Raw genomic sequence first — 24,816 nt, 5'->3', positions numbered from 1 at the left:
GCCTCGTCCCTGAGGTGTTAATTCCCGTTAGACCATGTTGACATGCAGTCCGTGCTGAATGAGGACATCGCTAAGCGTATTGGTTTGCGAACTGTTGTGATAAACGTCGAACTGCACGCCGTTCACTTCACGTTGACCGGTAATCGCCCAGGTATCACCGGTGCCGTGTTTCAGGTTGATCTGGTCGCCGTCGCTGCCTTTGATCAGCAGGTCGTCTTCCGGTTTATCGGTGATCGTCAGCGCTTCGTTAACGTCCAGCGTGATGCTGTTGTTCCCGGCTTTGCCTAGATCGATAACTTCAATGTTGTGAACTTTTCCTGCCAGTTCGATGAGATTCAGGATGATATTGGCGCCATCCAGCACCAGGGTATCGGTTCCCGCGCCGCCGTCGATTTCAGTAAAGCCCAGCGATGAGAGATGGATGGTGTCGTTACCGGCGCCGCCATGTACCGTGTCGCCGGTCTGCGTGGTGCCGTCGGCAAGGTCGACGCTCAGGCCGCCGATGGTGTAGGTGGTCTCCGTCGTTACGCTTTCCGTGGTTGCCACGGTGGTGGCATGCGCCGTGGTGGTGCTACTGGTATCCGCAGATTGGCTCGATGAATCTGAGCTATCCGGCACGCTGGCAGCCATCAGAGAGAAGGTGGCGGCTTCTGCCGCCAGCGTGGTTGTTCCCTCAGGTGGGGTCGTGGTCGGATTGCTCCCGTTTAATCCAATGTTGAGATAGCCGGTATTACCCACTGCATCGGTTGCTGAGAGGTAAACAATCGTACTGAGCGATAGAATTGATATTAGATTCAATGAGATATCAAGCTGCGCCGTCCATTTGCCATCAGCACCTACGGTAGTCGTTCCTTTCGCCAGATTAGCCAGATTGAGATTGACGGTAGCGCCCGTTTGCAGACCGGTTGAACCGCCCGTGAGCGTTAACTTCCCTAGCAAAACATTGAGTACCCCCACAAGGCTACCCAGCGCGTTAAACGATAACGTTGGCGGCGTAAATCTAACCCCTGCATCAACCGAGGTTGCGGCGGTGTTCCCAACCGGGTCTGTTACGGCCACGCCAATATGCACGCTGCCGGTGGTCAAGCCCTTCAGGATGGTGGAGCTCACCGCTGCCGACCACGTACCATCTGCTGCAACAACGGCATTGATCTGCGCACCACCTATGCTCACCACGACTTTCGTCCCGCTCACTACCCCCGTTATCTTGCCAGTAATGCTTTGTCCGGCGGCAGCCTCACTAATGTTCAGTAAGCCATCGCTGCCAAACAGCGTGTTCAACGTCACCGTCGGCAGGTTGTGGGTAATGACATCCAACACGCCGGAGGTGCTCGCCGTGTTGCCCGCACTGTTTTTCACCGACACGCTCACCGTCGGGGTACCATCCGCTAACAGACTAAGATCGGCTTTTGGTACCGTCACAGCCCAACTGCCGTCGGTCGCGACAGTGGCCGTATAACTCTTCGTGCCAAGCGTCACGGTCAGCACTGAACCAATCGCGTTCGCACTGCTCCCGGAGATAACCTGGTCGAGACTCAGGTCCGCCAGGCTCAGGCCGCCATCACCAAACAGCGACGTAATCGAGACCGTCGGCGTCGCCTGAATAGACACGCTAGCCGATTTGCTCGCCGTTGCCACGTTGCCCGCAACGTCTGTTGCCGTCACGCTTACCTGCAAGTTATTGGTACCGTCGGTTAATCCTTGTAGCGAGACGGCGGCGATCGGAATCTGCCAGGCTCCGCCCGCACCAACGGTGGCAGTCAGCGACAAGCCTCCTACCGTCACGTTGATTTGTGTACCAACAGCCAGGTTGCTGCTCGTGCCGGAGAGGATCGGGTTCGTGAGCAAATCAAGCAAATCCAGCACGCCATTGCCGAACAAGGTTCCCAGGGTAATGGACGGTACCGCCTGTACAATAGTGCCAACCACCTGGCTGCTGCTGATGATATTGTCCACCGCATCCGTCACGCTGGCCGTCACTTTCAATGAACCATCAGCGATAGAGGCCAGCGTACCGGCAGCCAGTTGCAGCGCCCAGGTACCATTGATTACCGGCACCTGATACGGCGTTGAACCAATGGTTACCGTGACGGTACCCGTCGTCGTGCCCGTTACCGTACCGGAGATGGTTTGCGCTAACGTCGTTTCGTTATGATTGAGCCAGCCATCATTACCAAACAGCGAAGTAATGGCGACCGACGGCAAGTTTGTCACGCCAATGGTGACATTCGCCCCCACGCCCGTCCCGACGTTACCATCCGGCGTCGTCACTTTGATCTGCGGTGCAAAGACCCCATCCAGCAGACCACTTAGGTTTGCGGGGGTCAGGTTGATGGTAAAGGTGCCGTTTGCCGCCACGGTACCGGTAAAGGTTTTCGCCCCAATCACCACCTCGACGGTCGACCCCAGCGGCGCGTTGCTCACTACGCCGGTAATGGTCTGATTGAGGAGCGAATCCGCCACGTTCAGCAGGCCATCACCAAAGGCCACCACGTTACTGATAACCGGCGCGACGAGGTCGAGTTTGAACTGACCCGTTTGCGATGCCGGGTTACCGTACTGGTCGTTGGCGGTGACCGTCACTGAAACGTTACCGGTTCCCAGCGTCTGCAACGCAGATACCACCGTGCTTAAATCGACTGACCAGCGCCCGCTCCCATCCGCATTGGTGGTGAAGGTCTGGCCACTCCCCAGCGTGACGGTAATCACGCCGTTGGCAAGCCCCGTAGAGGTACCACTCAGCAGGGCGTTCGTCAGCTCCTTGATGCTCAACGTACCGTCGCCAAAAAGCGGATCCAGGGTGATTGTCGGCAAGTTGCGGGTTGCAATAGTGATCGTTGATGTCGAGTTCACGACGTTGCCGTATTTATCCGTTACTGCAATACCTACCGTCGCCAGGCCGTCAGGCAGGAGACTCAGGATGGATGTTGGCAACGTGGCGACCCATTTCCCGGTACCATCGCCTAAGGCGGTCAGCGTGGCATTGACCACCCGCCCACCAAAGGTAATGGCGACGTTGGTAACATTCGCCAGCGTACTCACCGTACCGGAAATCGTCTGATCGACCTTACTTTCCGCCACGTTAATGACGTTATCGACCGCCGTCAGCACATTGCTGACCACCGGGAGGTTGGTCAGCGCGAGGTTGAAGTCGATAGTCTGATAAGTGGTGTTTTGGTTGGCATCCACCACATCCACGCGCGCGGTCAGCGTCTGGTTTATCAACCCCTGCCAGATAGACGGCGGCAGTTGGAAGGAGTAAGAACCGTCGCTACCTACAGCCAGATTGTTAATCGTGAAGTTGGCCCCGGCAATCGTCAGCGAGACTTTTGCGCCGCGATAATCACCGCTGATCCGCCCGGTCAGGGTTTGAGTAACCAGTGATTCAGCAACGTTCAGAATGCCATCGTTAAAGACCTGATCGATAACGACACCCAGCGTTTTGTTGAGCGCGACGTTCAGCGACACGGTATTGGAACTCACGTTACCTGCGCTATCCGTTGAGGTGATGCTGATCACCTGCGGCCCATCGGTCAGCTTATTCAGATCAAGCTGAGGGAAGGTGTAGCTCCAGTTACCATCGTTATCACTGTGCGCCGTCACGGTCAGCGGGCCGACGACAATTTTCACATCCGTATTGGGGTCTGCCAGCCCTTTAACCACAAGGCCTGCGAGGGCAGCCCCCGTGTTAAGCACGGCAGGGATACTGGCCGCGTCGACCTTCAACAGCGGTGCAGTGGTATCGATGGTGAACGTCTGCGACTGCTGAGCCTGGTTACCCACCGCATCGCTCACTTTCGCGGTGATGGTCGCGCTGTTCCCACTCAGTGCCGCCATGTCCGCCTGCGACACCAGTACAGACCAGCTGCCGTTGGCTACCACCGCGTAATAGGTATTCCCATTGAGAGTGACCACGACCTGGCTACCGTTGGCATCGGATGTCCCGGTAATCGTCTGCGCGGCGGCTTTCTCATTAATGTTGACCATGTTGTCACCGGTAAACTGATTAACGGTGAGCGTGGGAGGAATGGTATCAACCGTAAAGGTCTGCGAGGCCACGGGCGTCTGTGGCTGACTCACGCTCGTGGCAGTAATGGTATAGGTACCGTCCGGTATCAGCCCTTGCGGTAGAGCGTAAGTCCAGGAGCCATCCGATTGAACTGTCACTGTCGTCAGCAGCGTGGCAGAGCCACCGCTGGGCTGCAAGGAGAGCGTAATCTGCTGCCCCGCCAGATTCAGTGCGTGCCCGGTAATCGTTACCAAACCGTTGACGACCTCGTCTGCAGCGACAAGGTTATTCCCGGTCACCGGGTCCATCAGCACCGCGTAAGACGGCGGAGTGAGATCGATAGTCAGATCCGGAACCCCTGTCGCGCTACCGGTGTTACCGGCTTTGTCGATCCCCTGAACTGTTACCTCACCCGGCTGCAACAGCTTCATATCGGCAGTCGAAATCTGCAGAGACCAGCTGCCGTCTGCCTTCACCAGCGCATCGAAGCTGTGGGCAATGCCGCCTACCACGTTGTTCCCGGTGAAGGTCACGCGAACCGTATCACCCACCTGCAAGTTGGTGGAGTTCCCGGCGATGGTCTGCGCGGTTTGGCTCTCGAGATAGCTCAATTTGCCATCGCCAGCAAATAAGGTGGTGACGCTCACCGTCGGCTCAGTAATCTGGATAATCACCGGCGCACTTGTGGTGCCGCTGTTTTTTCCGCCATCCGTCACGGTGACAAGAATGTTCGTCTGACCTCGCTCGGTGATGCTTTTCCAATCGTTAGCCGAGACATTCAGTGCCCAGCTATTACCGGTGACATCAGCATCAAAACTTTGACTGCCAATCGTGACCGTCACTTTTGCGCCCGTTAGGTATAACGGTGACGTGGTAAACGTCCCGCTCAGTTGGGTCACTGTCGCGCCTGACTGGGTATATTCCGCATTGTTCACATAACCATCGCCAAAGATAGACGAGGTGATTTGTACGGTTGGTACCGTGAAGTCAACGTTAAAGCCAACCGATTCAGAGGTTTTATTTCCGTACTGATCCTCGGCGGTGACGATGATCGCGTGAGAGTTGGACGGATCGAGCGACTGCAATGCCCCGGCAGGCAAGTTCACCGTCCATATGCTGTTATTCACACTGGCGGTGTAAGTGACGCCGCCGATATCAATCTGCACGGTGACGTACTGGTTGCTGCCGTTAGTGATACCCGTGCTACCGCTCAGCGTCAGCGGCCCGGCCGCCTCAACAATATTCAGGATAGCGTCGCCGCCAAAGAGACCATTCACTGTTGGCGCCGGCACATTAGTATGCACCCCGATATCTACGCTGACCGGAGCACTGACGTTGCCCGCCCGGTCAGTCGCGGTAACCGTCAGGGTCGACGTGTCACCATCCTTAAGACCCACCATATCTGCCGGTGTCAGGGTATACGACCATTCACCGTTAGTACCCACCGTCACGTTACTATAGATATGGCCGTTAAAGCTCAGCTTAATCGTCTGACCGGTCCCCGTTACCCCCGTATTTCCGGTAATGATTTGATTGGCGCTGATTTCATTGAAATTAATGGCGCCATCGCCAAATGGCGTGTTAAATGCGGCGACAGGCAGGCTATGGGTTAGCACATCAAAGTTACCCTGCCCCGTGACAACGTTACCGGCTTTGTCCGTCACGGTGACAACCACCGTCGTGGTGCCATCCGGCAGTGCGCCCAGCACCGTAGGTGACAGATCCAACGACCAGGTACCATCACTATTAATCGTCGCGGTAACAGGCGTGCCGTTATTCAGACTCACCGTTACGCTGGCAACATTGGACACGCTGGTATTGATCTGACCAGAGATGGTCTGCTGACCCGTTGACTCCGTTTTATTCAGCAGTCCATCGGTGAACACCGTTCCTAGCTGCGGTGGAAGCAACAAATCGGTCAATACATTGAATGAATTAACAGGCGTGGAGGTGGTGCTGTTACCTGCACGGTCAATGACCGTCACGGTTACAGTATGCGAGCCGTCATCCAGGCTATTAAGCAGCGCTGGCGACAATACTACCGACCAGTTGCCGTTAACATCGACAACACCTGGAATGCCCGCCGCGCCGTCAATGGAGATACTCACTTTCTGGCCTGCACCCAACTGCCCCGTAGAGCCCGACAGCTGAGAACCCGCATTCGCTTCCAACTGGTTGATATAGTTGTCACCAAAGAGTGTCGCTGGCAACGTCGCCGTCGGCGGCGTCAGTATCACCGACAACGAACCGCTCGCGGTTGCCGGGTTTTTCCAGGCATCCATTGCCGACACGGTAGCGGTCAACTCACCGCTGGTTTTGAGCGCCCCCGCGCCAATATCGACACTCCAGATACCGCCAGAGACGCTGCCAGAGAATGTCTGCGAACCAATGGTGAGCGTCACCGGCGTACCATCAGCCAGCCCGGTAGCCGCGCCGGTCAGCGTCGTTTTCACTGCGGCTTCGGCAATACTGACAATGTTATCGGTGTACAGCTTGCCCAACGCTATCGTCGGCGCGGTCACGGTATTCACGTCGACGGGAACAGATACAGGCTTAGTGTTGCCCTGAGCATCAGTGGAAGTGAACAGCAGATTGGTCGTACTTTGTCCCAGGCTTTGCAACACACTCGACGGGATAGTCATACTCCAGCTACCCGTGCTGCCCACCGAGGCGACCAGGGTCGTGCCGTTGATATCCAGTTTCACCATCAGCCCCGGCGTACCGGTCCCGGTGATGATCTGGTCTACGCTGGCTTCAACAATATTAATCAACCCGTCAGCCAAAATTGAGCCTGGTAGCGTCACCGTCAACTCTGGGCCGCTGGTATCGACAGCAACATTATGCGTCGCCGATGCCGGGTTATGTGCCGCATCCTGAGCGCTGGCAGAGATCTCGTAGTAAGGAGTGCCCGGGGTGGACTCAGGCAGGTTACCCACATCGGCTTGAGGAACGGTAATTTTCCAGTTCCCGGCGCTATCCACCGTACCGGTATAGGTTTTGTTATTTAACGTCACGGTGACAACCGTACCCGAGGCAAGATGAGTAGACGTCCCGGTGATATCCAAAGGCCTGTCATGTTCCTGGGCGTTAATCACATCGTCTTGCGCGACGGTATTGATGATTAACGTTGGCTGCGAAGCCTCGTGCGTTACAAAGGTCACGCTATGGCCAGCCGAGGCAACGTTACCCGCGACATCGCTAACCGACACTGAAATGACCTGAGAACCGTCCGGTACCGCAGCCACATCCCCTTTAGGAATATCCAGCGACCAGACACCGCCAGAGACCGTAGTGGTGTATTTCTGCCCGTTAAGCGTGACGGTGACCGTTCTCCCATCTTCCACCCTCGTCGTCGTCCCACTCACGGTCAGATCGCTTTGTGACTCCAGCTTACTGACAAAATCATCGCCGGAGACTTTATTCACCTGCACCAATGGGGCGTTAGCCGCTGAGGCATCCAGCATAAAGCTAGAGGAGGTGGTCGTGGTATTGCCTGCGTAGTCGGTAATGGTCGCTTTAACCGTGACCGGCCCATCCGGCACATTTGCCAATGCGCCAGCAGACAGTGTGATAGTCCATGTTCCGTTCGGCTGCAGGATGGCATCGTAGTTCTGCCCATTCACCAGCACTTTGACCGCCTGCGCATGCAGAGGATCGTACGACCCGGTACCGGTAATATTCAGCGCGCCGCCCGCTTCCACCGTGTTGACGATGTTATCGCTGGTGACGCTATTAATTCCCAGCGTCGGAGGCGTCGTATCAACCATCAGCCCGGTAGTGGTGCTGCTCTGGTTGCCCACCGCGTCGCTTGCCGTCACGGTAATGGTATGGTTACCCTGGCCGAGCGCCCCCAACTGCGTAGGCGTCAGCGGTAATGTCCAGTTGCCGTTCGCGTCCACGATTGCCGTCATCGGTGTGCCTGAATCCAGCGTAACGGTGACCGTTTGTCCCCCGCCTTTGTTCCCCGTGGTGCCGTTCAGCGAGCCACCGGCAGCGGCTTCAGCCGCATTCACCACGCCGTCGGTGAAGGGAACGCTAATCGCTGGCTGCGGGAGTTGATGCGTAATAATGGTGAACTGCCGTTCGCCGCTGACAGGAAGATTATCAACATCGCTCGTGGCCACGGTGACCGTCGCGGTGCCATCGGCAACGGCGGCAGCATCCGCCTTCGAGATGGTGAGCTGCCAGTTACCGCTACCGTTAACCTGCGTGGTGTACTGCTTACCGTTGAGGGTGATGGTGACCGTGGTGCCTTCGGCAACCCGCGCCGTGCTCCCGGCGATGGTTAAACCATCGCTGATATCCGCAGCGCTGATTTTATCGTCAGATTCAACGGGGCTCACCATAATGGCGCTCTTGGTGGTATCCACCTTAAAGCTCACATTCTGCGCCGTTGAGGTGTTACCCGCCGGGTCTGACGCCGTCACTGACATCAGATACGTGCCGTTGACCATCCCGGTGAGCACATTGGCGTTGACCGGGATAGACCAGCTGCCATCGGCAGCAACCGTGCCCGAGACGGTCGCGCCATTAATGTTGATGGTAACAACGCTCCCCGGATCCGCCGGCACGGTTTTCCCGGTCAGGATAATGCCGCTGTTCAGTTCAGCAATATCAATGAGGTTATCGCGAGTGACCGGATCGATAATCACATTCGGCGCTAGGGTATCCAGGGTGACGGTGCGGGTTACGGTGGTGGTATTGCCAGCATTATCGGTCGCCGTCACCGTATAGGACGTTACGCCATTTGGCAGCGCACCCAGTTCGGTCGCGGATAACTGCGCCTGCCAGACGCCTCCGGTCAGGGTCGCGGCATGCGGTACGCCATTAAGCGTAACCACCACGCTCGCCGTATCCCCCGATGCGTTGATATTGACCGTCTGTCCACTCTGCACGTTCGCGGCACTCAGCACGTCGTTGCCATTGAGCGGCGAGACCGTCACGGTTGGCGGCGTTTTATCCACGTTAAAAGCAATCGTTCCGGAGCTGGTATTACCCGCGGCATCTTTAACATCGACCGTAATGGTACCCGGTGCCGACGGTAAGCTTTCCATCGCCCCGGCAGGCAGCGTGACTGACCATGAGCCGTCATTCTGAACCACGCCAATATACTGCTGACCGTTAAGCGTGGCCACTACGGTTTGACCTGCGCCCGTTACGTTGGTATGGCCGGTCAGTAGCTGGTTCTGGGTGGATTCCGCCAGGTTGACCGTACCATCAACAAACGGTAGATCCACCTGAAGCTGTGGCAAATTATGGATAATCACAGTGAAGCTGTGATTATCGCTTGCCGTGCCATCCGGCGTCGTAGCTTGAGCAGTGATGGTGTTCAGACCGTCGCTCAGCAGAGCCAGGTCGGCAGCCGAAATCGTCGTTTGCCAACTGCCATTCGCCGTGACTGCCGCTGTATAAACTTTGCCATTGAGCGTCACCACAATAATGGTGCCTTCCGGCAGACCCGCGCTATTGCCCTTCACAACCAGCGGACTCCCCGACTCAGAGAGATTCAGATAGTCATCATTGGCGACGATGCTAATCGCAATCGCCTTGGTCGTGGTATCCACGCCAAAACTGGCATTGATGGTTTTCGTCTGCCCGTAGGCGTCGATAACGCTGACGGAATAGCTCTGCGTGCCATCAGTGAATTTTTGTAATTCAACAGCCGGTAAAACAATCTGCCAATTACCCAGCGCATCTACCACGCCGGTATAGCTTTTCCCCCCCAGGTTCAACGTCACCACGCTGCCGGTTTCGGCGTTGCTTGAGCCGCGCAAGGTTTGATCAACCTTCACTTCCGCGGCATTCAGGGAGTTGCCGTCAGTGAGGTCTTGTACGCTGAGGGTCGGAACGGTCGTTTTGACCGCCACGTTATGCGTGATGGTGGTTTTGTTACCCGCCGCATCAGTGAGCGATGCGGTGAGGGTGTACGTGCCGTTGCTGAGCTGTCCCAGATCCGCCGCAGGGAGCTTCACCTGCCAGTTACCATCCCCGCCCACCACCGTGGTATAGGTTTTCCCATTCAGCGTTACCGTGACCGTTCGACCACTTTCACTGGTCGCGCTGACGCCATTGAGTACCTGATCTTTGCTCAACTCACCCGCGTTCAGTTTGTCATCACTCGTTAACGGTGACACCGACAATGCAGGCGCAATGGTATCCACCTGCACAATCTCCGCAAGGGATCCCGCATTGCCCGATGCGTCGGTCACGCTGACGGCAATCGCCAGTGGGCCATCAGGGAAGGTTTGCAGATCGGCGACGGGCACGGTGATTTTCCAGTTACCATCACCATCTACCGTTGCCTGGTAGATTTTCCCGCCAACGGTCACCGTGACATGCTGACCGGTACCGGACACCCCGGTGCTCCCGGACAGGATTTGATCTGTGGTTTTCTCGGCGCTGTTCAGATAGCCATCAACAAAAGGCGCATTGATTGTTGGCTGCGGCAGATGGTGAATCTGAACGTTTAAGGTGTGTTCATCCTGGGCGGTATTGGTCCCTTGCGTCACGACAGCCTTAATGACATTCGCGCCATCTTTCAGTTGCTGCAGATCCGCAGACGGGATACTCACGCTCCAGTAACCCGCGCTATCGATGTTAGTGACCGTATAATTTTTACCGTTCACGGTAACGACAATTGCAGCACCAGGGCCGGTCACCGTGGTGATACCACGAACCTCCAGCGATTGCTGCGCTTCAGCAGCATTCAAGTAATCATCCGTAGAGAGAATCGCAATGGCGATCCCCGGCTGGGTGGTACTCATCGTGACGTTAGTCGTTCTGTTGATGAGATCACCGTTAATGTCGGTGACAACAGCGCTAATCGCATTTACGCCTTGCGCAAGCGCCGCTAAATCCCCAGATGGGATAGTGACCTTCCAGCTTCCATCACCGCCAACTTCCGCATAATACTTTTTCGTCCCCAGAGTAAGAGTAATAATCTGCCCGGCGGCAACGTTGACCGTATGACCAGAAAGAATCTGATTCAACTGCACTTCCGCCGAGTTAACCACGTTATCGCTAGCAAACAGATCGAAAGTGAGGTCAGGTTTAGAGAAGTTGGTGGTTACGGTGACCTGCTGCTGGGTCTCGTTACCGGCGTGATCTTTAACGCTGTAGGTCACCGTGTAAGTGTGCCCATCCTGCAAAAGCGCCATATCGGCCTGAGGGATCGTCAGCTGCCACTGACCTTTTGCATCGGCCACCGCGTAATATGGCTTCCCGTTAAACGTGACAACGATTGTTGCCCCCGCATCTTTCTCATCAATATAGCCGCGGACAATCTTATCGGCGTTTTGCTGCGCCTGCGTCACCGTATTATTGGTCGCAAAGGAGGTTAACGTCAGGTCAGGTGGCGTGGTATCAACCGTGATGACGCTCTCTTTGCTGAACGTCGAACCACCCGGCGTGGTGATGCTCACTTTCAGAGAATAGGTTCCATCAGCCAGCGTCTGCAGCAGTGACAGCGGCAGTTGGGTGCTCCAGCTGCCGTCAGAATGAATCGTGGTACTCCAGGTCTGCCCATTTACACTAATCGTCAGCGTACTGCCCGCAAATTGCGCCTGAATGCTGCCGCTAACGGTCTGCGCCGACCCAATTTCTTGTTTATTAATGATGTTATCGGTCGCAACAGGAGATATCGTGATGACCGGCGTCGTTGGCTGCGGAGGATTGGTACCATTATCCCCGCCGCCATTATCCCCACCGCCATTATTACCGCTATGACCACCACCGCTATTACTCGCCGCTGCCGCCACACCGATCACGCCGCCAACGGCAGCAATGCCGCCCAATATGGCAAGCGCTGACAAACCGCCTGCGCCAATAAGCGAACCGAGTGCCACATCAGCGTATACCGGCACAATGGCTTCTGCCGCAACGGGGCTAGCCTCCGTCACCGCCGGGAATACAGCATGATGCACGCCATTCTGATCTTCAAAGACAAGCTCGCTATGTAACCCCTCTTCATCCAGCAGGAAGAAGTTCTGGTAGCGTACCGTCGTGCCGTCCTTCATATGGATAATCAGGTCATTTCCCTGACGATCATAAGACCCCACCACATCCGGAGATGCATGAACGCGAACAATGCTCGACTGCGTCAGATTAACAACCCGATCGCTTTCTTTGGTATATTCCATCACAAGATTACCGGTTTTCCGGTTTAATACATCGACGCTGCCTGGCAGGCTATTTGACGGGGGCATAGATTCACCTCGAAAAAAACATCGAATATGATCGACAGCTCTCGTTTACACGAGAGCTAACGCACAGTATTAGATTTGCGAAAATCATCACTTCTGCTACGCACATCGCGATAAAATGCATGTGATTGTTTTTTAAGTAAAATTCAATAAATCCTCATTAGTACTAAAGAACTACAATATAAAAACATATATACAACTTTCTATGTATAGGCAAATGCAAAGGTAACAAAATATTGTTGTTTTTCGCGATGTACAATATATCTCTAAATTACCTAAAATAAGTTAAGCAGTGCTAAATCAGTAATAGAAGAAAATTAATTAAAATTTAAACAATCAACATGTTAAAAAGAGTTTTTTGATATACATGATATATCCTATTTTTCGCTTTTATATTTCCTCAGCGATACGTTTCTATCGCCGTAAATGCAAAAAATGGACCACATTCGACACGCTTTAGCCGTTTAGATTTTAGCCACATCTTCCATATCGCCCCTCGCCACAATCAGGGCTGGCACGCCACATAACAAATCTGTTATACTTGTCGCCACACTATTGGGGCTGATTCTGGATTCGACGGGATTTGCGAAACCCAAGGTGCATGCCGAGGGGCGGTTGGCCTCGTAAAAAGCCGCAAAAAATAGTCGCAAACGACGAAAACTACGCTTTAGCAGCTTAATAACCTGCTCTGAGCCCTCTCTCCCTAGCTTCCGCTCTTAAGACGGGGATCAAAGAGAGGTCAAACCCAAAAGAGATCGCGTGGAAGCCCTGCCTGGGGTTGAAGCGTTAAAACTAATCAGGCTAGTCTGGTAGTGGCGTGTCTGTCCGCAGGTGCCAGGCGAATGTAAAGACTGACTAAGCATGTAGTGCCGAGGATGTAGGAATTTCGGACGCGGGTTCAACTCCCGCCAGCTCCACCACTTTTTAGTAAAATGACGTCTACTCAAGTCTACTAAGGCCGCATTCCACAAGGGTTTGCGGCCTTTTTCATGTCCAGTGAAGTCTACTGAGAATTGCTAGAAACCACTCCTTATGGCACCCTCCTATTATCCCTCGTCGATGAGGGAGTAAAAACGAGGGAGCAAAAATGCCGAAGGTAGCAACAAAACTCACTGACACAGAGATCAAAAAGGCCAAGCCCACAGAGAAAGAGTTCACGCTATGGGATGGAGACGGCTTGTTCCTGCGTATCAAACCAAGTGGTAAGAAAATCTGGCATCTAGCCTATGCCGCTCCAGTGTCAAAGAAGCGCTCGAAAATGAGTCTTGGATTTTATCCGCACTTAACGCTTGCTCAAGCAAGAGCTTTGCGCGACGAATATTTATCTTTGCTAGCGAATGGTATAGATCCACAATCTCATAACGAACAAAAAGCTAACGCGCTAAAAGATGCGGCTGAACACACACTGCAGACAGTTGCGAAGCAGTGGCTTGAAGAGAAGGTCAAAACTTCCGGCATCTCAGAAGATCACGCAAAAGACATCTGGCGCAGCCTTGAAAAAAACATCTTCGCCGGTCTTGGGCATCTTCCAATTAAAGAAATACGTCCAAAGCTTTTAAAACAGCATCTTGACCCTATAGAACAGAGAGGTGTGCTTGAGACGCTACGCCGCATCATTTCCCGACTAAATGAAATATTCCGCTGGGCAGCAACAGAAGAACTCATCGAGTTCAACCCAGCGGATAACCTCGGTCACCGTTTCAGTAAGCCTAAGAAGCAAAATATGCCAGCTCTACCTCCAAATGAGCTACCGCGATTCATGATTGCTTTATCTAACGCCTCTATCCGTCTTGAGACGCGTCTGCTGATTGAATGGCAGTTGTTGACTTGGGTTCGTCCCGGTGAAGCCGTTCGGGCGCGTTGGGGAGATATTGATGTAAAGAATAAATTTTGGAACATCCCGCCAGAGTTCATGAAGATGAAACGGCCTCATAAAGTTCCGCTTAGCAAAGAAGCACTACGCATCCTCGAAAAAATGCAGCCAATCAGCGGGCATCGTGAGTGGGTTTTCCCCAGCATCAAAGCACCTCTTAATCATATGCATGAGCAAACAGCTAATGCCGCCATAATTAGAATGGGATTCGGAGGTGAACTGGTTGCTCACGGTATGCGTTCTATAGCCAGAACAGCCGCAGAGGAATCTGGTAAGTTCAGAACAGAAGTTCTTGAGGCAGCTCTCGCTCATTCAAAAAAAGATGAAATTATCGCTGCTTATAACCGTGCGGAATATTTAGTTGAACGTGCCGAGCTAATGCAATGGTGGAGTGATTACGTTCAAGCACAAAAATATAAGTTTATGGTTGCTTAAGATGGATGATACCTAACTTAACATATTATGTTATAAAAATCCTCTCACACTGATGATTAATCATCAGTGGAGATCTTTCAAAGTATTTATATACTTCTGAACACCTTCGTTATCTATGAACCCTTTCCCATTACCATTAATATAAGAAATACTCTTCCAGTCCATATAAACAGACATTATAGAAACCAAATTAACTAACTTTACAGGCATCATATTAACAAAAATATCAAGATAATAGTCTCGGTGTTCTTCTGGGCACTTTTCCTTTACAACTTTGAAAACAACATACACACACCTTACCATTGAAAATATAGACATAGAAGACTCATTATCTATGTTATCTATAAAACGTCTAACCTCAATAACTTCGCATTCTCCATTATCACTTATCTGTGCTTGAATAAAATCCCATATAGCTTGCTCGATTTCCGAGACCGCATTAGATGACTTAAACTCAGTATTATTTATAGTTATAGAAAAAGAGCTAAACTCTTCCCGCTCCGAAGATATGAGATTATAAAAGCTATCCTCAAACCTCTTTAACATGAGATCTTTTTCTTGCCTTCTTTCATCTTTAATCAATATTTCGTTAGCTTCCCTCTGCAATTTTAGAGAGTTTATAAGCATAACAATAGTTATGAATGTGAGAAGGGGATTTAATACTCCACCAACGAAATCACCGAAAGTTCCCCAATCCCCTTTATCATCAGAAAACCCCATCCACTTCTCTTTATTTAGGAGATCTAAAGGGTTATCCCAATGATTAAAGTGAGAAAAATACAAATACCAAACAACCAATATTATTAAAACAGTAATCAGTTTCAAGGTAGACATCTTCATTTAAAGGACTTCTTGTATAATGTAAGTTTTAAGTTCGCCTATGTGATTTCTTAATTCAATAGCAGAGATAGTTATTGGTATGAAAGCATCTCTACCGCCCCTGTTGTTAACATCAAGATTCCTTGAAAATTTGTTTTTTTGGCTTTGAAGAACATGCTCCCAATTTAAAGCATGCCTAAAAGCAATAGAATCAGATTGCCTGTCAAGTAAAAGCCTACCTGTTCCAGTTAACATATTAAATCTTGTTATTATGACATTTTCTTGTACTGGTTGAGGAGACTCATGTTCAATATTTATATTATATAAAGTAGCCGAATCCATTTTAGCTACGATAATTTTCCTTTGTGGAGTTCTCCTTCTTAATAGGACATTATACCCTTGTTTATCAACAGTGCGATGCATGTTTTCAATAGGATCCTGAATCCTATTCAGGAGAGTTCTCTCTAAAGGTTCAAGCTCATTTACAAGATCTATCGAAGCTTGATTAGTTAGATTATGAACCTCTCCCATCCCTTTGGAGATGTAATAAGACATAACATCAAAAAAAACAGTTTTCCCAATTTCGTTAAATCTGGTTATTTTTTCTGGATCTTCTATCCTGACACAAAATTTCTGTCCAAAAGAACCATCGAAAGTATGTTTAAAAATATTCCTAAGCCCATGTATAGATGTTGATTTTTTAGGAACCGAATCATCTAATATTGTGCTTGCTGTAATTTGTGTTATATCCGAAGCCCCACTGAAAACTTTTATGCCAGAAGTCATTTCTAGCTCTTCAAAATCATCTTGCCCATGACCGACTACAACATCCATATCTAGATTAATCATTGAAGTTCTCTTTATGTGTTGATGTTGAGTGCTTTTCACTCAGAAATATCTTAATTATGTCTAAAAATTTCAATCATGCCTATATGTATTACAAAAAATTTTTCCGCAGCCTTACCTTGCCTCCAAAAGGACGCAACCAAATGATTAATAACAATAAAAATAAGATAACCGAGCGTCGCAGGCAGGATGGCTCACCAAGTGCACCATCCCACAATGCGAAGGATATGTGATCTGACCGTCGTCAAGAACAATAGCGGAACCCTCAAAAGGGAACCCCCGCCATTCTTCTTGACGTCCTAAATATTGGAGTTGTCATTTAGTCTTACTGGAGAGATTGCGGCGTTCCATGAATAACTTATAACGTTCATCAGCTTCTTTTTGAAACTTTTCAGCGTCAAAAGTATCAGTTTTTATTTTTTTCTTCAATCCTTCATCTAATAGTTTATTTTCTTTTATCCTTTCTTTTTCTGCCAATATAAGTTTATAGTACTTTAGCTTAATATTAAAACTTGCTTTTGCTAACTCGTTAGCGTCAAAATCAATATTGTATTTTTTAAGAAGCTTTAATATATAATCTATAGTCATTTTCTTCACTTGTCTTTTTATTTTCCCTTCATTCTCATCTTTTTTTATACTTCCGCTTTTTAGCCACCGTTTAAACTTATATCCGTTATAATGCTGCCATTGATAGATCTCAGCAGCGTAAATAACTGAAAGCATACAAAAAATAATAAATAAAATCATAAAAACTACAAATACTAAATAATACATATTACCCACCACCTTTCTTTCTGTATTGCTCTTTTATTAGTGCTACGTGATATTTTTTTGCATTACTTATACTCACATCTGCTGAGTTTTTAGCAGAACGAAAAGCACTTGAAACAACAGACGCAATGATAGCAACTAAAAAAGCAGCAACAAAAAACCCCATCGCCGGACCCATGAAACTAGCCCCGCCATCATCTACTGCTGGTTTTGCTTTTGCTAACAATGATAATATGCTCATATACTTCTCTCTTCTTCAATAGTTTTAATCGCTGCTTCTATTCTTTGTTTTACAAAGTCTCTAAACACATAACTGACTATTCTCGCATCTTCGCCCATATCTAACTCATCTTGTTTTTCAAAATATAAATCAGCGCTCAATAACTTTTCGCTTTTAATATTTAACATTTTGCTTGCAAGTGATATTCTAATAATGTTTCGTATCTCTAAATCTAAGCTCTCTCTATCGTGTTTATTCAAAAGCATCAAAGGATGAAAATCTTTTTTTCTTTTCATTTCTTGCATGTCATTATCGAAATCTATCATTAGAAAATGCAAGCAAGTGAAAGACGTATCATAGAAATTTAGGCGGTTCATCATGTCCGCCGTTCCCTCTTTTCGAGGGTTCGGGTTAGGTCTTAAGTTATTCATCTGCTTTACTCCTTTTCTTGTTGTTTTTTAGCTTCCATTCATTCAATCTTTTATCGCCTTCAACTTTTAAGAACTCACGCTGATCGTGTATTCTTTTCAGTATTAGATTATTAGTTAACGATCCTACTAACAAAGAAATATCATTAGCAAAATCTAATGTCTCGATGTTATTTTCTCTAACTATTCTTATTAGTTCAGCGCCAATTTTTATTTTACGTGCCGCCTCTTTTTTCCTTTCCTCTGCCTTCATTTCTTGCTCCATTCTAGTCAATAAGTTTGCTTTTTGCTCAAGCTCTTTTTTTACTTTATTATATTTTTCTATATTAAACGCCATTTTTCGCACCCCTCTTTTCTTTCAATGTAATAAAAAACGCAATCAATCCAGCTATAAACAAAATCGGCAGCGTAAAAATAAACCCTAACAATAAAACAACAGTAAAACCAAAAACACCGGACATTTCGTATAAATGACCAAAAAATGCATTTTCATTTTTATACTCAATCATTTTCTGTAAAACAGATTTTTGTTCTTGCTCTTGTTCTCTTAAATAATCCTCTCTATATTCGTCATCTTCACAGCTCAAAGGGATTTCTATAGTGTCATCATTTAAATACTCATTATCATCATAGTCGTAATCATTGTTATAATTTCCAATCATTCCAGATCTCCCCCTAACGTGTCATAAACAACAGTAAAATCGCTTTCATGAGAAAAAAGATTGTAAGTTATAAATAAGCTCGTTCTACATATAACATCCGTATTTTCATCTTGTAGCTTTCTAATAATCAATCTAACAAGTTCAGACGCTGCCACTTCTATTTTTTTATCATTATCATTCATATTTCACCTCTTCTATTTTTATGTTTTTCTGTTATATATATTTTAAGTAATATATTTATTTATTTAAGTAAAGCGCGATATATGTATTTTCATTTCCAGAGCGCGATTTTATAGATAAAAGGTTTACATATAGCGGCTATTTTAGCTTTACTAAAAACTACAATAGCGCACTTATACATTCTTCGAATGTGCGCGCCCCATAAATGAGGATTTACTAACGCATAAAAATAAAAAGTAATATTCGCTTTATGCTCAATATTACTTAATCGATTTTAAAAAAAGCAAATATATTTTGCTTGTTTTAAAAAGTATGTGCTTTCAATATCAGGAGATAAAAACAATGGCAATATTTCATATGAGCGCTCAAACAATAACACGCAGCAAGGGGCATAGTAGCGTAGCTGCGGCAGCTTATCGCCACGGCGAAAAGTTAATGGACGAACACACAGGAGAGATCCACGACTACAGCAAAAAGAAAGGTATTTCAGACAGTGTGATATTAATACCTGAAAGCGCAGACCGTAATTTTTTAAAGCCTGCATATTTATGGAACACGATAGAAAAAAGCGAAAAAAGAAAAGATGCGCAGTTAGCACGCGAGTTTAATATTGCGCTTCCTGTCGAAATGACAGACGAACAAAAAAAGGCGTTAGCAATAGATTTTTGCCAAGAGAATTTTGTAAAAAATGGAATGATTGCTGATATAGCCTTCCACAAACTCGATAGCGACAACCCGCATTTTCACGTAATGCTAACTACTCGCCTCCTTACTCCTGACGGCGCGGGGTTCGGTCAGAAGGAAAGGAAATGGAACGATAAAGAACTGTTAGAGGAATGGCGCAAGAGCTGGGCAGACGCAGCAAACGAGCACATGCAAAAGGCTGGCATCGATGCGCATATCGATCACAGATCACTGAAAGAACAAAAAGCAGAGTTTGACGCTATCCTGCCCCCTCTCAGAACGGTTGAGCAAGAGGCGCAGGCAATCAGCTTAGACAGACCGCCGACTATCCATAGAGGCCATAGCCGCAATCCAGAGCGACAAGCACGCTTTGACGTGCTCCAAGAAGTGAAAGTATCACAAGAGGCAAAAGCACTTAACCACATTGAACAGAAACAGCTTAAGCCCTCGCCGTTGGCTCCAACTTCCTCCCCTGCCGCATCTTTGCAAGATGCTACACAGGGAGGCAATGAAAACAACCCGCAAAATAGACTCGGCGAAGTTGGCGAATATCTTCAATCTAAACTCAATAAAGAAGATAAAGCAGATCTTAATGCTGATAATGAAATCAAAGTTCACACCACTAAAAATAATAGTAAAAGCAGTTCAGCAGCGGCTATAGGTTCAACATCAAATATTAATTTAACCGATGAGAAAGTAGATAAGAATCTACACTTAACAGAAGCACAAAAAGAAGAGTTAGAGGATTTAGAAAATAAAGAAACAGCAGCGAAGAAAAAAGCTTATCTGATGGGCGGCGCTGTCGTTCCTGAATTTTCTCAAGATAACAAAACACAGTCAAAAAGTGAGTTTAAAAATAAGCTTCATATAGCAAAACAATCAATATCATTAACTGAACAGAGATTTAATGAAGAACGTGAAGCATATGAGAACAGAAGAAACCGACCAATAACGCGCTAAATATTTTGCTCATTTTTCATCCCCAATGAATGACTTGGAGTTATATTAACTTTAACCAATTGATAGTATTGATTTATTTCTACCTGCCGTCGTATCGTTTATATCGATCAAAATCGATATAATGATAGCTTGCAACTATCATACTTATATCATCGATCGATTAAAACAATTAAAACACCGATCGATAGGCACTTTTTAATCGCCAAAAACTATCAATATTAAATAATTGATCTGTAATAACGATCATTTTGCTTGAGAGCAGCCCTCCTCATGGTATGCTCGGAGCGTGGAAGACCGGGCGAATCACCTTGGTATCTTCATGATTAAGCTAAAAACTATCGCTCTATGAGGAATGAAATTTTATGAAAACCGAATACATTATTTTTCTTTTTTGGGCAGTGATTTTTATCCTGATTCTCTGCCAACTGTTTTACTTTGGCCCTAAAAAAAGAAGATATCTCAATACTTATACAGAGGTATTAGATGGTGATGTCCTCTCATATGAATGTCAAAACACCGGTGTAGTCATTGATACTAAAAAACACACAGTACGTATTTTCAATACAGATAAGGACAGCACTTTCAAATACGACAACATCAGGGAAATAAATTATACGCTATCCGAAGCTGGAAAAATTTATAGCACAGGTAATAATCTAAACTCTATGATAAAGTCCGCTGGAGCTAACAGTAATGAACAAATGTTAGCTAATCAGCGTTCCGGTATTTTTATACTGACAGATGATATAAAAAATCCTTCATGGAAAATCAATCTACCAATGAAAAACAAAACATCATCGACCAATCACGAGATCTGCGATCGCTGGCTTCTCATTTTTAATAAATACGTTTTATAACCTTGTTATGTTTTATTATTTATATTTGGAGTTGATATGAAAAGATTGATTACGGCAGCATTTATTATTCTTCCTTTAGCGAGTTGTACCGTTTATGGAAACAAATCTATTAAAGACGAAACACAGCAGAATATAACCTCTAAGATTATCAAGGGGAAAACTACTCAACAAGATATCCTTCGTTTTTATGGGGAGCCTCAGACTAAAGAAACTAACGATGGTAAAGAAATGTGGGGCTATTCCGTTATGTCCGGTGAATCCCAGATTTCAAATTACATACCGGGATTAGCATTATTAAAGAACAGCAGCACAGCGCACATGAAAGATCTTGAGATCTGGTTTAAAGGTGATGTTGTTGAACGCTATACCTTTAGACAAACGGCAAGTAAAACTTCTCGCGGTTTGTTAGATTAATCTAAATCGAATACCATTTTATCTATAAAAGAAGTTGGCGTAATCTGACTTCTTTTATATTTTATCCATAATCTAACTTCACTTATATTTCTATTAGCTCTTCATTAAATAACACTTTACTTTTTATATTTTGGGTTTTATATTTATTTTTATTAAAATTTTGTACTAGTAGTACTAATTAATTAATTTAAAAGTTTTTGGTTTTAAGGTTTTGGGGTTTGTGTTTTAGCGGGGCGGCTTTCAGCCGTAGTAGTTTTCCTCCGAAGGAGGAAATAGTTTTTCTTTAAGCATTCCCCCCCTACCCCCCACGCCAAAAAGGCTAAAATAGAGAGATAGGAGATGCTCATTGCGCCTTGAAAATATTCAGAACGTTTCCATCCTGATACTTCCCCCACGACCCGCGCAAACACAAATCATGAAACTTTCAAATGACTCTCGTTTTACTAAAGAGTCTATACTACAGTTTGTAAATTTTTTAGATTATGCGATTCAGGTTGGCAGCTACGCGTCATCCGGCACTGCCACAATAACATAAGAATTGCCAAACACTTGAGGAACCTTCATTCTTATACCCGATACACAGGATTAGCGTTATTGCTTTATTAAAGATTAAAATCTTCTGGAAGTGGTATTTAACGTAAGTTAAAAGTCGGCGAAGAGTTTTTAATTTTTCGTATCTTTATATTATATAAATCCATTTATAACATCAGTCAATAGATAAAATCAAAAATATTTAATAAAATGATTAGATGATAAAATAAAAAAAGACCAGTTCAAAACCCAGTCTTTTATTTTAAATAAAAGATATTTTTCATATGTAGCTCTAAAACGCTCTATACGCGATTTTGAGAGGTTTTCACTTTTAATGATGAATCTGTCAGGAATAAATCAAAAAAGCATTTAATAACATTCAGGCGGCTTTATTTCTTGATAAATAAATCTTTTCGTCAATCCACGCATCTATTTCACTTTCTACGAACCCGATTGCACGATCACCGATTTTTATAGGTGAAGGGAATTCGTCACGACTAATCAAACGATAAATCCAAGCTTTACAAAATCCTGTTCTTTCCAGAACTTCAGGTAGACGTATAAAGTTGTTTTTTTCTTTCATTTATCTCTCCCATTGTTTTTCGACAGAGGCTATTATTCGAATATCGCTTATGACGATCAACAACTTTTTTAGCAAAAAGTGCTTTTTTTGTTGACTATTTTAAATTAACAGTCATTCAATCACTTTCGGAAGTTGAACTCATGAGTTCAACTCCTCACCGCTAGTCATGACATTCAAAATGTGATTGATTTTTAGCCACAATACTTTTTTTATCCCTTTATTGCACCTCAATGTAAAATACAAATCATTAATATATATAATAATCAAACAATTAAAGAGTGGATTACAGGGACGCCAGCCCACCAAAATTCTTTGTCGATGGTCACCAGAGCCTGAGATGAAGTCCTGAAAGCCCGCATGGCGTAAGCCTGGCGGGCTTTTTTGTGTCTGCGATTTAGCTCGAGAAGTTTGAAGCCTTCAGGCGCGTTGGCAGGTACCTCATAAGCAGAAGTTCGCACAGCAGCGAGCATTGCCATCCGCTATAGGTAAAGTGTTGAGTACTTCCCCAGATGAGAGCCAAAGCCTTACATCATCAGATGTCTCGTCCCCAACAAAGCAAAAACCTACGCCCCCATCATTTTCGCAAACCAGAACTTACACACCCCACTACGCACATTCCATTGCTTAGCCGGTTTATCTTTATATTGCTCATAAATTTTATCTAAGTTGTCGCTACCCGATAGCTTCAAATCCAGCGGCACTTCCACAACACCTTGATAAGGAATGGCAACATAATGCTTTCCAGCCTCAGGAATAAACGCGGTTTGCGTGACGATTTGACGGCCGCTCGAGTTATCCATCACATAGAGAGTCCAGTACTGTTCCGGGCGAAGTCGGCTTTCGTAAAAACGGTGGACTTTGCCGGCCATAAGGTTATTACTGATATAAATAAGCTCCTGATCTTTATAGCAATCACCTTCTTTAGCAAAACGCTGAAAATAAACCAGCCCTTGATGTTGGTCATTGAGCTGAGTGTACACAACAGCCGCATCCTGCCCGGTATAGGGCTCGTAACGTTGTGTACCTAAAGGTCCCGGAGCACAAGCCGATACCAGTAATGCCAAACCAACCACTATCCCAGAATATAAATAACGCACCATAACCTCGTTGAAGTCGTATTTTCTAATTTGCTGTTTAGCATATCGACAACGAAAAATGTTGCCTAATTGTTTGTAACGTTAGCTCCAAACAATAGGGGGTTAAATATCGTCAATTCAGAAAGTTCTTAAGAAGGGACAGCAGCAGATAACCCGATAAACCTGTCCAGGGTATCTGCTAACGGTAAAGCAAAGCTCAGAAGGGAACGACAGTACTACCAACCGCAGACGTTAGTCTCTTCATCCGACTCATACCCGCGAACGATGTTCACCAGGTCTTTTACCGCATCGGCGGCGACGGTCGGGTCCTGCAACTCGCTCAATTCCGCAAATTCTTTATCCACCGAGACACCGTTATTATTATTGGTGACGGTCAGCAAGAAACCTTTACCCTGCGCATTATCAGGAGAGAGCGGAGAAATAAGCTCGGCGACGGCCTGTACAGCAATATCAGGAACATAAAGCGCCATCGGTTTCAGATAGACTTTTTCCTGCTTCTCTTTGTTATTGCCATTAATAACCGCCAGGGAATACCCTTTATTTTCACTGTTCATCAGTTCAGTTTCATCCTTCTATCAAAATCTTAGGATCGACATAGAAATCAACGTTAAATACGGTGTCGTCGCTTAATGCTTCAATACGGTGCCATTTCTCAGCCGGGAAAACGCCAAACTGCCCGGCTTCGATGGTCATCGTCTCAACAGGTTCCGGGCTGGTCTCATCGGCATAACCATAATAGCGTATCGCCCCCTGCATTACCGCCAGACGTGGGAACACGCCCTGTCGCGTACCGGCATCAAGATGGCGCTTCCAGATGGATGCGGGCGCGGTTTCTTTGGTCCACAGCGGCGTGGTACGGGTATGAACGTAATGGGTGGGGATGATGATTCGCTGCATGATTCTGCCTCTCTTTCCACGCGGTCAGGCGCGGTCTGGAATGGGAAAATATGTTGCATATCTTATACCCCTTTTAATCACTGAGGGTATTATTTTTTAATTTCAGCAGGCTATACCCCTATTTATACTCAATAAGGATTAGATTAATTTAAATAAGTATATTCACCTCAGATAGTGCCTATTCAACAATGTAATAAACCGTCTGATTCCTTTTTTATCTCGCTAGCGTTCATTACGACCGCCGACACCCAACACATTCCTGTAATCTATTAATCCCCCCTCACCTTCCAGCACCACTCCAACCGCCAAACAACCTTCCCTATCGCAAATCAACAGCATTAACCGCTTA

17 protein-coding genes and 1 other RNA gene are annotated in these 24,816 nt (G+C 47.0%); 5 read left to right on the top strand and 13 right to left on the bottom strand.

Features of this window, described 5'->3' with window-relative positions; all coding sequences use genetic code 11:
- Nucleotides 1–27 precede the first annotated feature (27 nt).
- Nucleotides 28–12,213, bottom strand: a complete 12,186-nt coding sequence (locus tag V6944_RS16105) for an Ig-like domain-containing protein (RefSeq protein ID WP_333499676.1) — start codon at nucleotides 12,211–12,213, stop codon at nucleotides 28–30.
- Nucleotides 12,214–12,767: 554 nt separating this feature from the next.
- On the opposite strand from V6944_RS16105, the gene ssrA reads away from it, so the two are divergent.
- Both ssrA and V6944_RS16095 read left to right on the top strand, forming a co-directional pair.
- Nucleotides 12,768–13,130, top strand: a transfer-messenger RNA (tmRNA) gene (ssrA, locus tag V6944_RS16100).
- Between the two features lie 167 nt (nucleotides 13,131–13,297).
- Entirely contained in the window at nucleotides 13,298–14,518 is a 1,221-nt protein-coding gene (locus tag V6944_RS16095; protein WP_333499675.1) for an integrase domain-containing protein, read from the top strand.
- A gap of 63 nt (nucleotides 14,519–14,581) precedes the next feature.
- Here the strand turns inward: V6944_RS16095 and V6944_RS16090 are convergent, their stop codons facing one another.
- The 8 genes from V6944_RS16090 to V6944_RS16055 all read right to left on the bottom strand — a co-directional run bounded on the left by V6944_RS16090 (nucleotide 14,582) and on the right by V6944_RS16055 (nucleotide 18,446).
- Nucleotides 14,582–15,358 (bottom strand): hypothetical protein, encoded by a 777-nt coding sequence (locus V6944_RS16090; protein WP_109885629.1) that lies wholly within the window; start codon nucleotides 15,356–15,358, stop codon nucleotides 14,582–14,584.
- Nucleotides 15,359–16,186, bottom strand: coding sequence for a hypothetical protein (locus V6944_RS16085; protein ID WP_085335206.1), 828 nt, complete (start codon nucleotides 16,184–16,186; stop codon nucleotides 15,359–15,361).
- Nucleotides 16,187–16,498: 312 nt separating this feature from the next.
- On the bottom strand, nucleotides 16,499–16,957 hold the full coding sequence (locus V6944_RS16080) for a hypothetical protein (protein WP_333499674.1): 459 nt from the start codon (nucleotides 16,955–16,957) through the stop codon (nucleotides 16,499–16,501).
- A 1-nt stretch (nucleotide 16,958) separates the two neighbouring features.
- The gene (locus V6944_RS16075; RefSeq protein WP_085335204.1) at nucleotides 16,959–17,195 is read right to left on the bottom strand and encodes a hypothetical protein; all 237 of its coding nucleotides are present in this window, start codon (nucleotides 17,193–17,195) and stop codon (nucleotides 16,959–16,961) included.
- Nucleotides 17,192–17,605 carry a hypothetical protein gene (locus V6944_RS16070; RefSeq protein ID WP_130953981.1) on the bottom strand — a complete coding sequence of 138 codons (414 nt, stop codon included), beginning with the start codon at nucleotides 17,603–17,605 and terminating at the stop codon, nucleotides 17,192–17,194. Before V6944_RS16070 ends, V6944_RS16075 begins: the two co-directional genes overlap by 4 nt.
- A complete protein-coding gene (locus tag V6944_RS16065; protein ID WP_085335202.1) occupies nucleotides 17,598–17,939 on the bottom strand; it encodes a hypothetical protein in 342 nt (113 codons plus the stop codon). Before V6944_RS16065 ends, V6944_RS16070 begins: the two co-directional genes overlap by 8 nt.
- Nucleotides 17,929–18,264, bottom strand: a complete 336-nt coding sequence (locus V6944_RS16060) for a hypothetical protein (RefSeq protein ID WP_085335201.1) — start codon at nucleotides 18,262–18,264, stop codon at nucleotides 17,929–17,931. Before V6944_RS16060 ends, V6944_RS16065 begins: the two co-directional genes overlap by 11 nt.
- Nucleotides 18,261–18,446: a hypothetical protein gene (locus tag V6944_RS16055; protein WP_085335200.1), complete on the bottom strand. Its 186-nt coding sequence runs from the start codon at nucleotides 18,444–18,446 to the stop codon at nucleotides 18,261–18,263. The genes V6944_RS16060 and V6944_RS16055 overlap by 4 nt, the downstream gene beginning before the upstream one ends.
- A 340-nt stretch (nucleotides 18,447–18,786) precedes the next feature.
- Between V6944_RS16055 and mobQ the strand changes: the two genes are divergently transcribed.
- The 3 genes from mobQ (at nucleotide 18,787) to V6944_RS16040 (ending at nucleotide 21,359) form a co-directional block, all read left to right on the top strand.
- On the top strand, nucleotides 18,787–20,088 hold the full coding sequence (mobQ, locus tag V6944_RS16050) for a MobQ family relaxase (RefSeq protein WP_333499673.1): 1,302 nt from the start codon (nucleotides 18,787–18,789) through the stop codon (nucleotides 20,086–20,088).
- A 362-nt stretch (nucleotides 20,089–20,450) separates the two neighbouring features.
- On the top strand, nucleotides 20,451–20,945 hold the full coding sequence (locus V6944_RS16045) for a DUF4755 domain-containing protein (protein ID WP_333499672.1): 495 nt from the start codon (nucleotides 20,451–20,453) through the stop codon (nucleotides 20,943–20,945).
- 36 nt (nucleotides 20,946–20,981) lie between these two features.
- Nucleotides 20,982–21,359, top strand: coding sequence for a hypothetical protein (locus V6944_RS16040; RefSeq protein WP_333499671.1), 378 nt, complete (start codon nucleotides 20,982–20,984; stop codon nucleotides 21,357–21,359).
- Nucleotides 21,360–22,269: 910 nt separating this feature from the next.
- Here V6944_RS16040 and V6944_RS16035 read toward each other — a convergent pair.
- The 4 genes from V6944_RS16035 to V6944_RS16020 form a co-directional block, all read right to left on the bottom strand.
- The gene (locus V6944_RS16035) at nucleotides 22,270–22,473 is read right to left on the bottom strand and encodes a helix-turn-helix transcriptional regulator (RefSeq protein WP_053896513.1); all 204 of its coding nucleotides are present in this window, start codon (nucleotides 22,471–22,473) and stop codon (nucleotides 22,270–22,272) included.
- 563 nt (nucleotides 22,474–23,036) lie between these two features.
- Nucleotides 23,037–23,573, bottom strand: a complete 537-nt coding sequence (locus V6944_RS16030) for a hypothetical protein (RefSeq protein ID WP_333499670.1) — start codon at nucleotides 23,571–23,573, stop codon at nucleotides 23,037–23,039.
- A gap of 212 nt (nucleotides 23,574–23,785) precedes the next feature.
- Nucleotides 23,786–24,124 (bottom strand): DUF1869 domain-containing protein, encoded by a 339-nt coding sequence (locus V6944_RS16025; protein WP_333496732.1) that lies wholly within the window; start codon nucleotides 24,122–24,124, stop codon nucleotides 23,786–23,788.
- 10 nt (nucleotides 24,125–24,134) lie between these two features.
- Nucleotides 24,135–24,467 carry a DUF1971 domain-containing protein gene (locus V6944_RS16020; protein WP_185668736.1) on the bottom strand — a complete coding sequence of 111 codons (333 nt, stop codon included), beginning with the start codon at nucleotides 24,465–24,467 and terminating at the stop codon, nucleotides 24,135–24,137.
- Nucleotides 24,468–24,816 lie beyond the last annotated feature (349 nt).

The organism is Kluyvera sp. CHPC 1.2972, assembly GCF_036759925.1.
In the GTDB taxonomy this organism is placed as follows: domain Bacteria; phylum Pseudomonadota; class Gammaproteobacteria; order Enterobacterales; family Enterobacteriaceae; genus Kluyvera.
The sequence above is the reverse complement of the archived record's forward strand: the minus strand, read 5'-3'. Positions and strand labels throughout refer to the sequence as shown.

Coding starts and splice junctions, on each gene's coding strand:
- V6944_RS16065 (WP_085335202.1), bottom strand. CDS start 17,939: ATGGCGTTTAATATAGAAAAATATAATAAAGTAAAAAAAGAGCTTGAG.
- V6944_RS16070 (WP_130953981.1), bottom strand. CDS start 17,605: ATGAATAACTTAAGACCTAACCCGAACCCTCGAAAAGAGGGAACGGCG.
- V6944_RS16035 (WP_053896513.1), bottom strand. CDS start 22,473: ATGAAAGAAAAAAACAACTTTATACGTCTACCTGAAGTTCTGGAAAGA.
- V6944_RS16085 (WP_085335206.1), bottom strand. CDS start 16,186: ATGATTAATCTAGATATGGATGTTGTAGTCGGTCATGGGCAAGATGAT.
- V6944_RS16020 (WP_185668736.1), bottom strand. CDS start 24,467: ATGCAGCGAATCATCATCCCCACCCATTACGTTCATACCCGTACCACG.
- V6944_RS16045 (WP_333499672.1), top strand. CDS start 20,451: ATGAAAACCGAATACATTATTTTTCTTTTTTGGGCAGTGATTTTTATC.
- V6944_RS16080 (WP_333499674.1), bottom strand. CDS start 16,957: ATGTATTATTTAGTATTTGTAGTTTTTATGATTTTATTTATTATTTTT.
- mobQ (WP_333499673.1), top strand. CDS start 18,787: ATGGCAATATTTCATATGAGCGCTCAAACAATAACACGCAGCAAGGGG.
- V6944_RS16040 (WP_333499671.1), top strand. CDS start 20,982: ATGAAAAGATTGATTACGGCAGCATTTATTATTCTTCCTTTAGCGAGT.
- V6944_RS16025 (WP_333496732.1), bottom strand. CDS start 24,124: ATGAACAGTGAAAATAAAGGGTATTCCCTGGCGGTTATTAATGGCAAT.
- V6944_RS16095 (WP_333499675.1), top strand. CDS start 13,298: ATGCCGAAGGTAGCAACAAAACTCACTGACACAGAGATCAAAAAGGCC.
- V6944_RS16090 (WP_109885629.1), bottom strand. CDS start 15,358: ATGAAGATGTCTACCTTGAAACTGATTACTGTTTTAATAATATTGGTT.
- V6944_RS16075 (WP_085335204.1), bottom strand. CDS start 17,195: ATGAGCATATTATCATTGTTAGCAAAAGCAAAACCAGCAGTAGATGAT.
- V6944_RS16030 (WP_333499670.1), bottom strand. CDS start 23,573: ATGGTGCGTTATTTATATTCTGGGATAGTGGTTGGTTTGGCATTACTG.
- V6944_RS16060 (WP_085335201.1), bottom strand. CDS start 18,264: ATGATTGGAAATTATAACAATGATTACGACTATGATGATAATGAGTAT.
- V6944_RS16105 (WP_333499676.1), bottom strand. CDS start 12,213: ATGCCCCCGTCAAATAGCCTGCCAGGCAGCGTCGATGTATTAAACCGG.
- V6944_RS16055 (WP_085335200.1), bottom strand. CDS start 18,446: ATGAATGATAATGATAAAAAAATAGAAGTGGCAGCGTCTGAACTTGTT.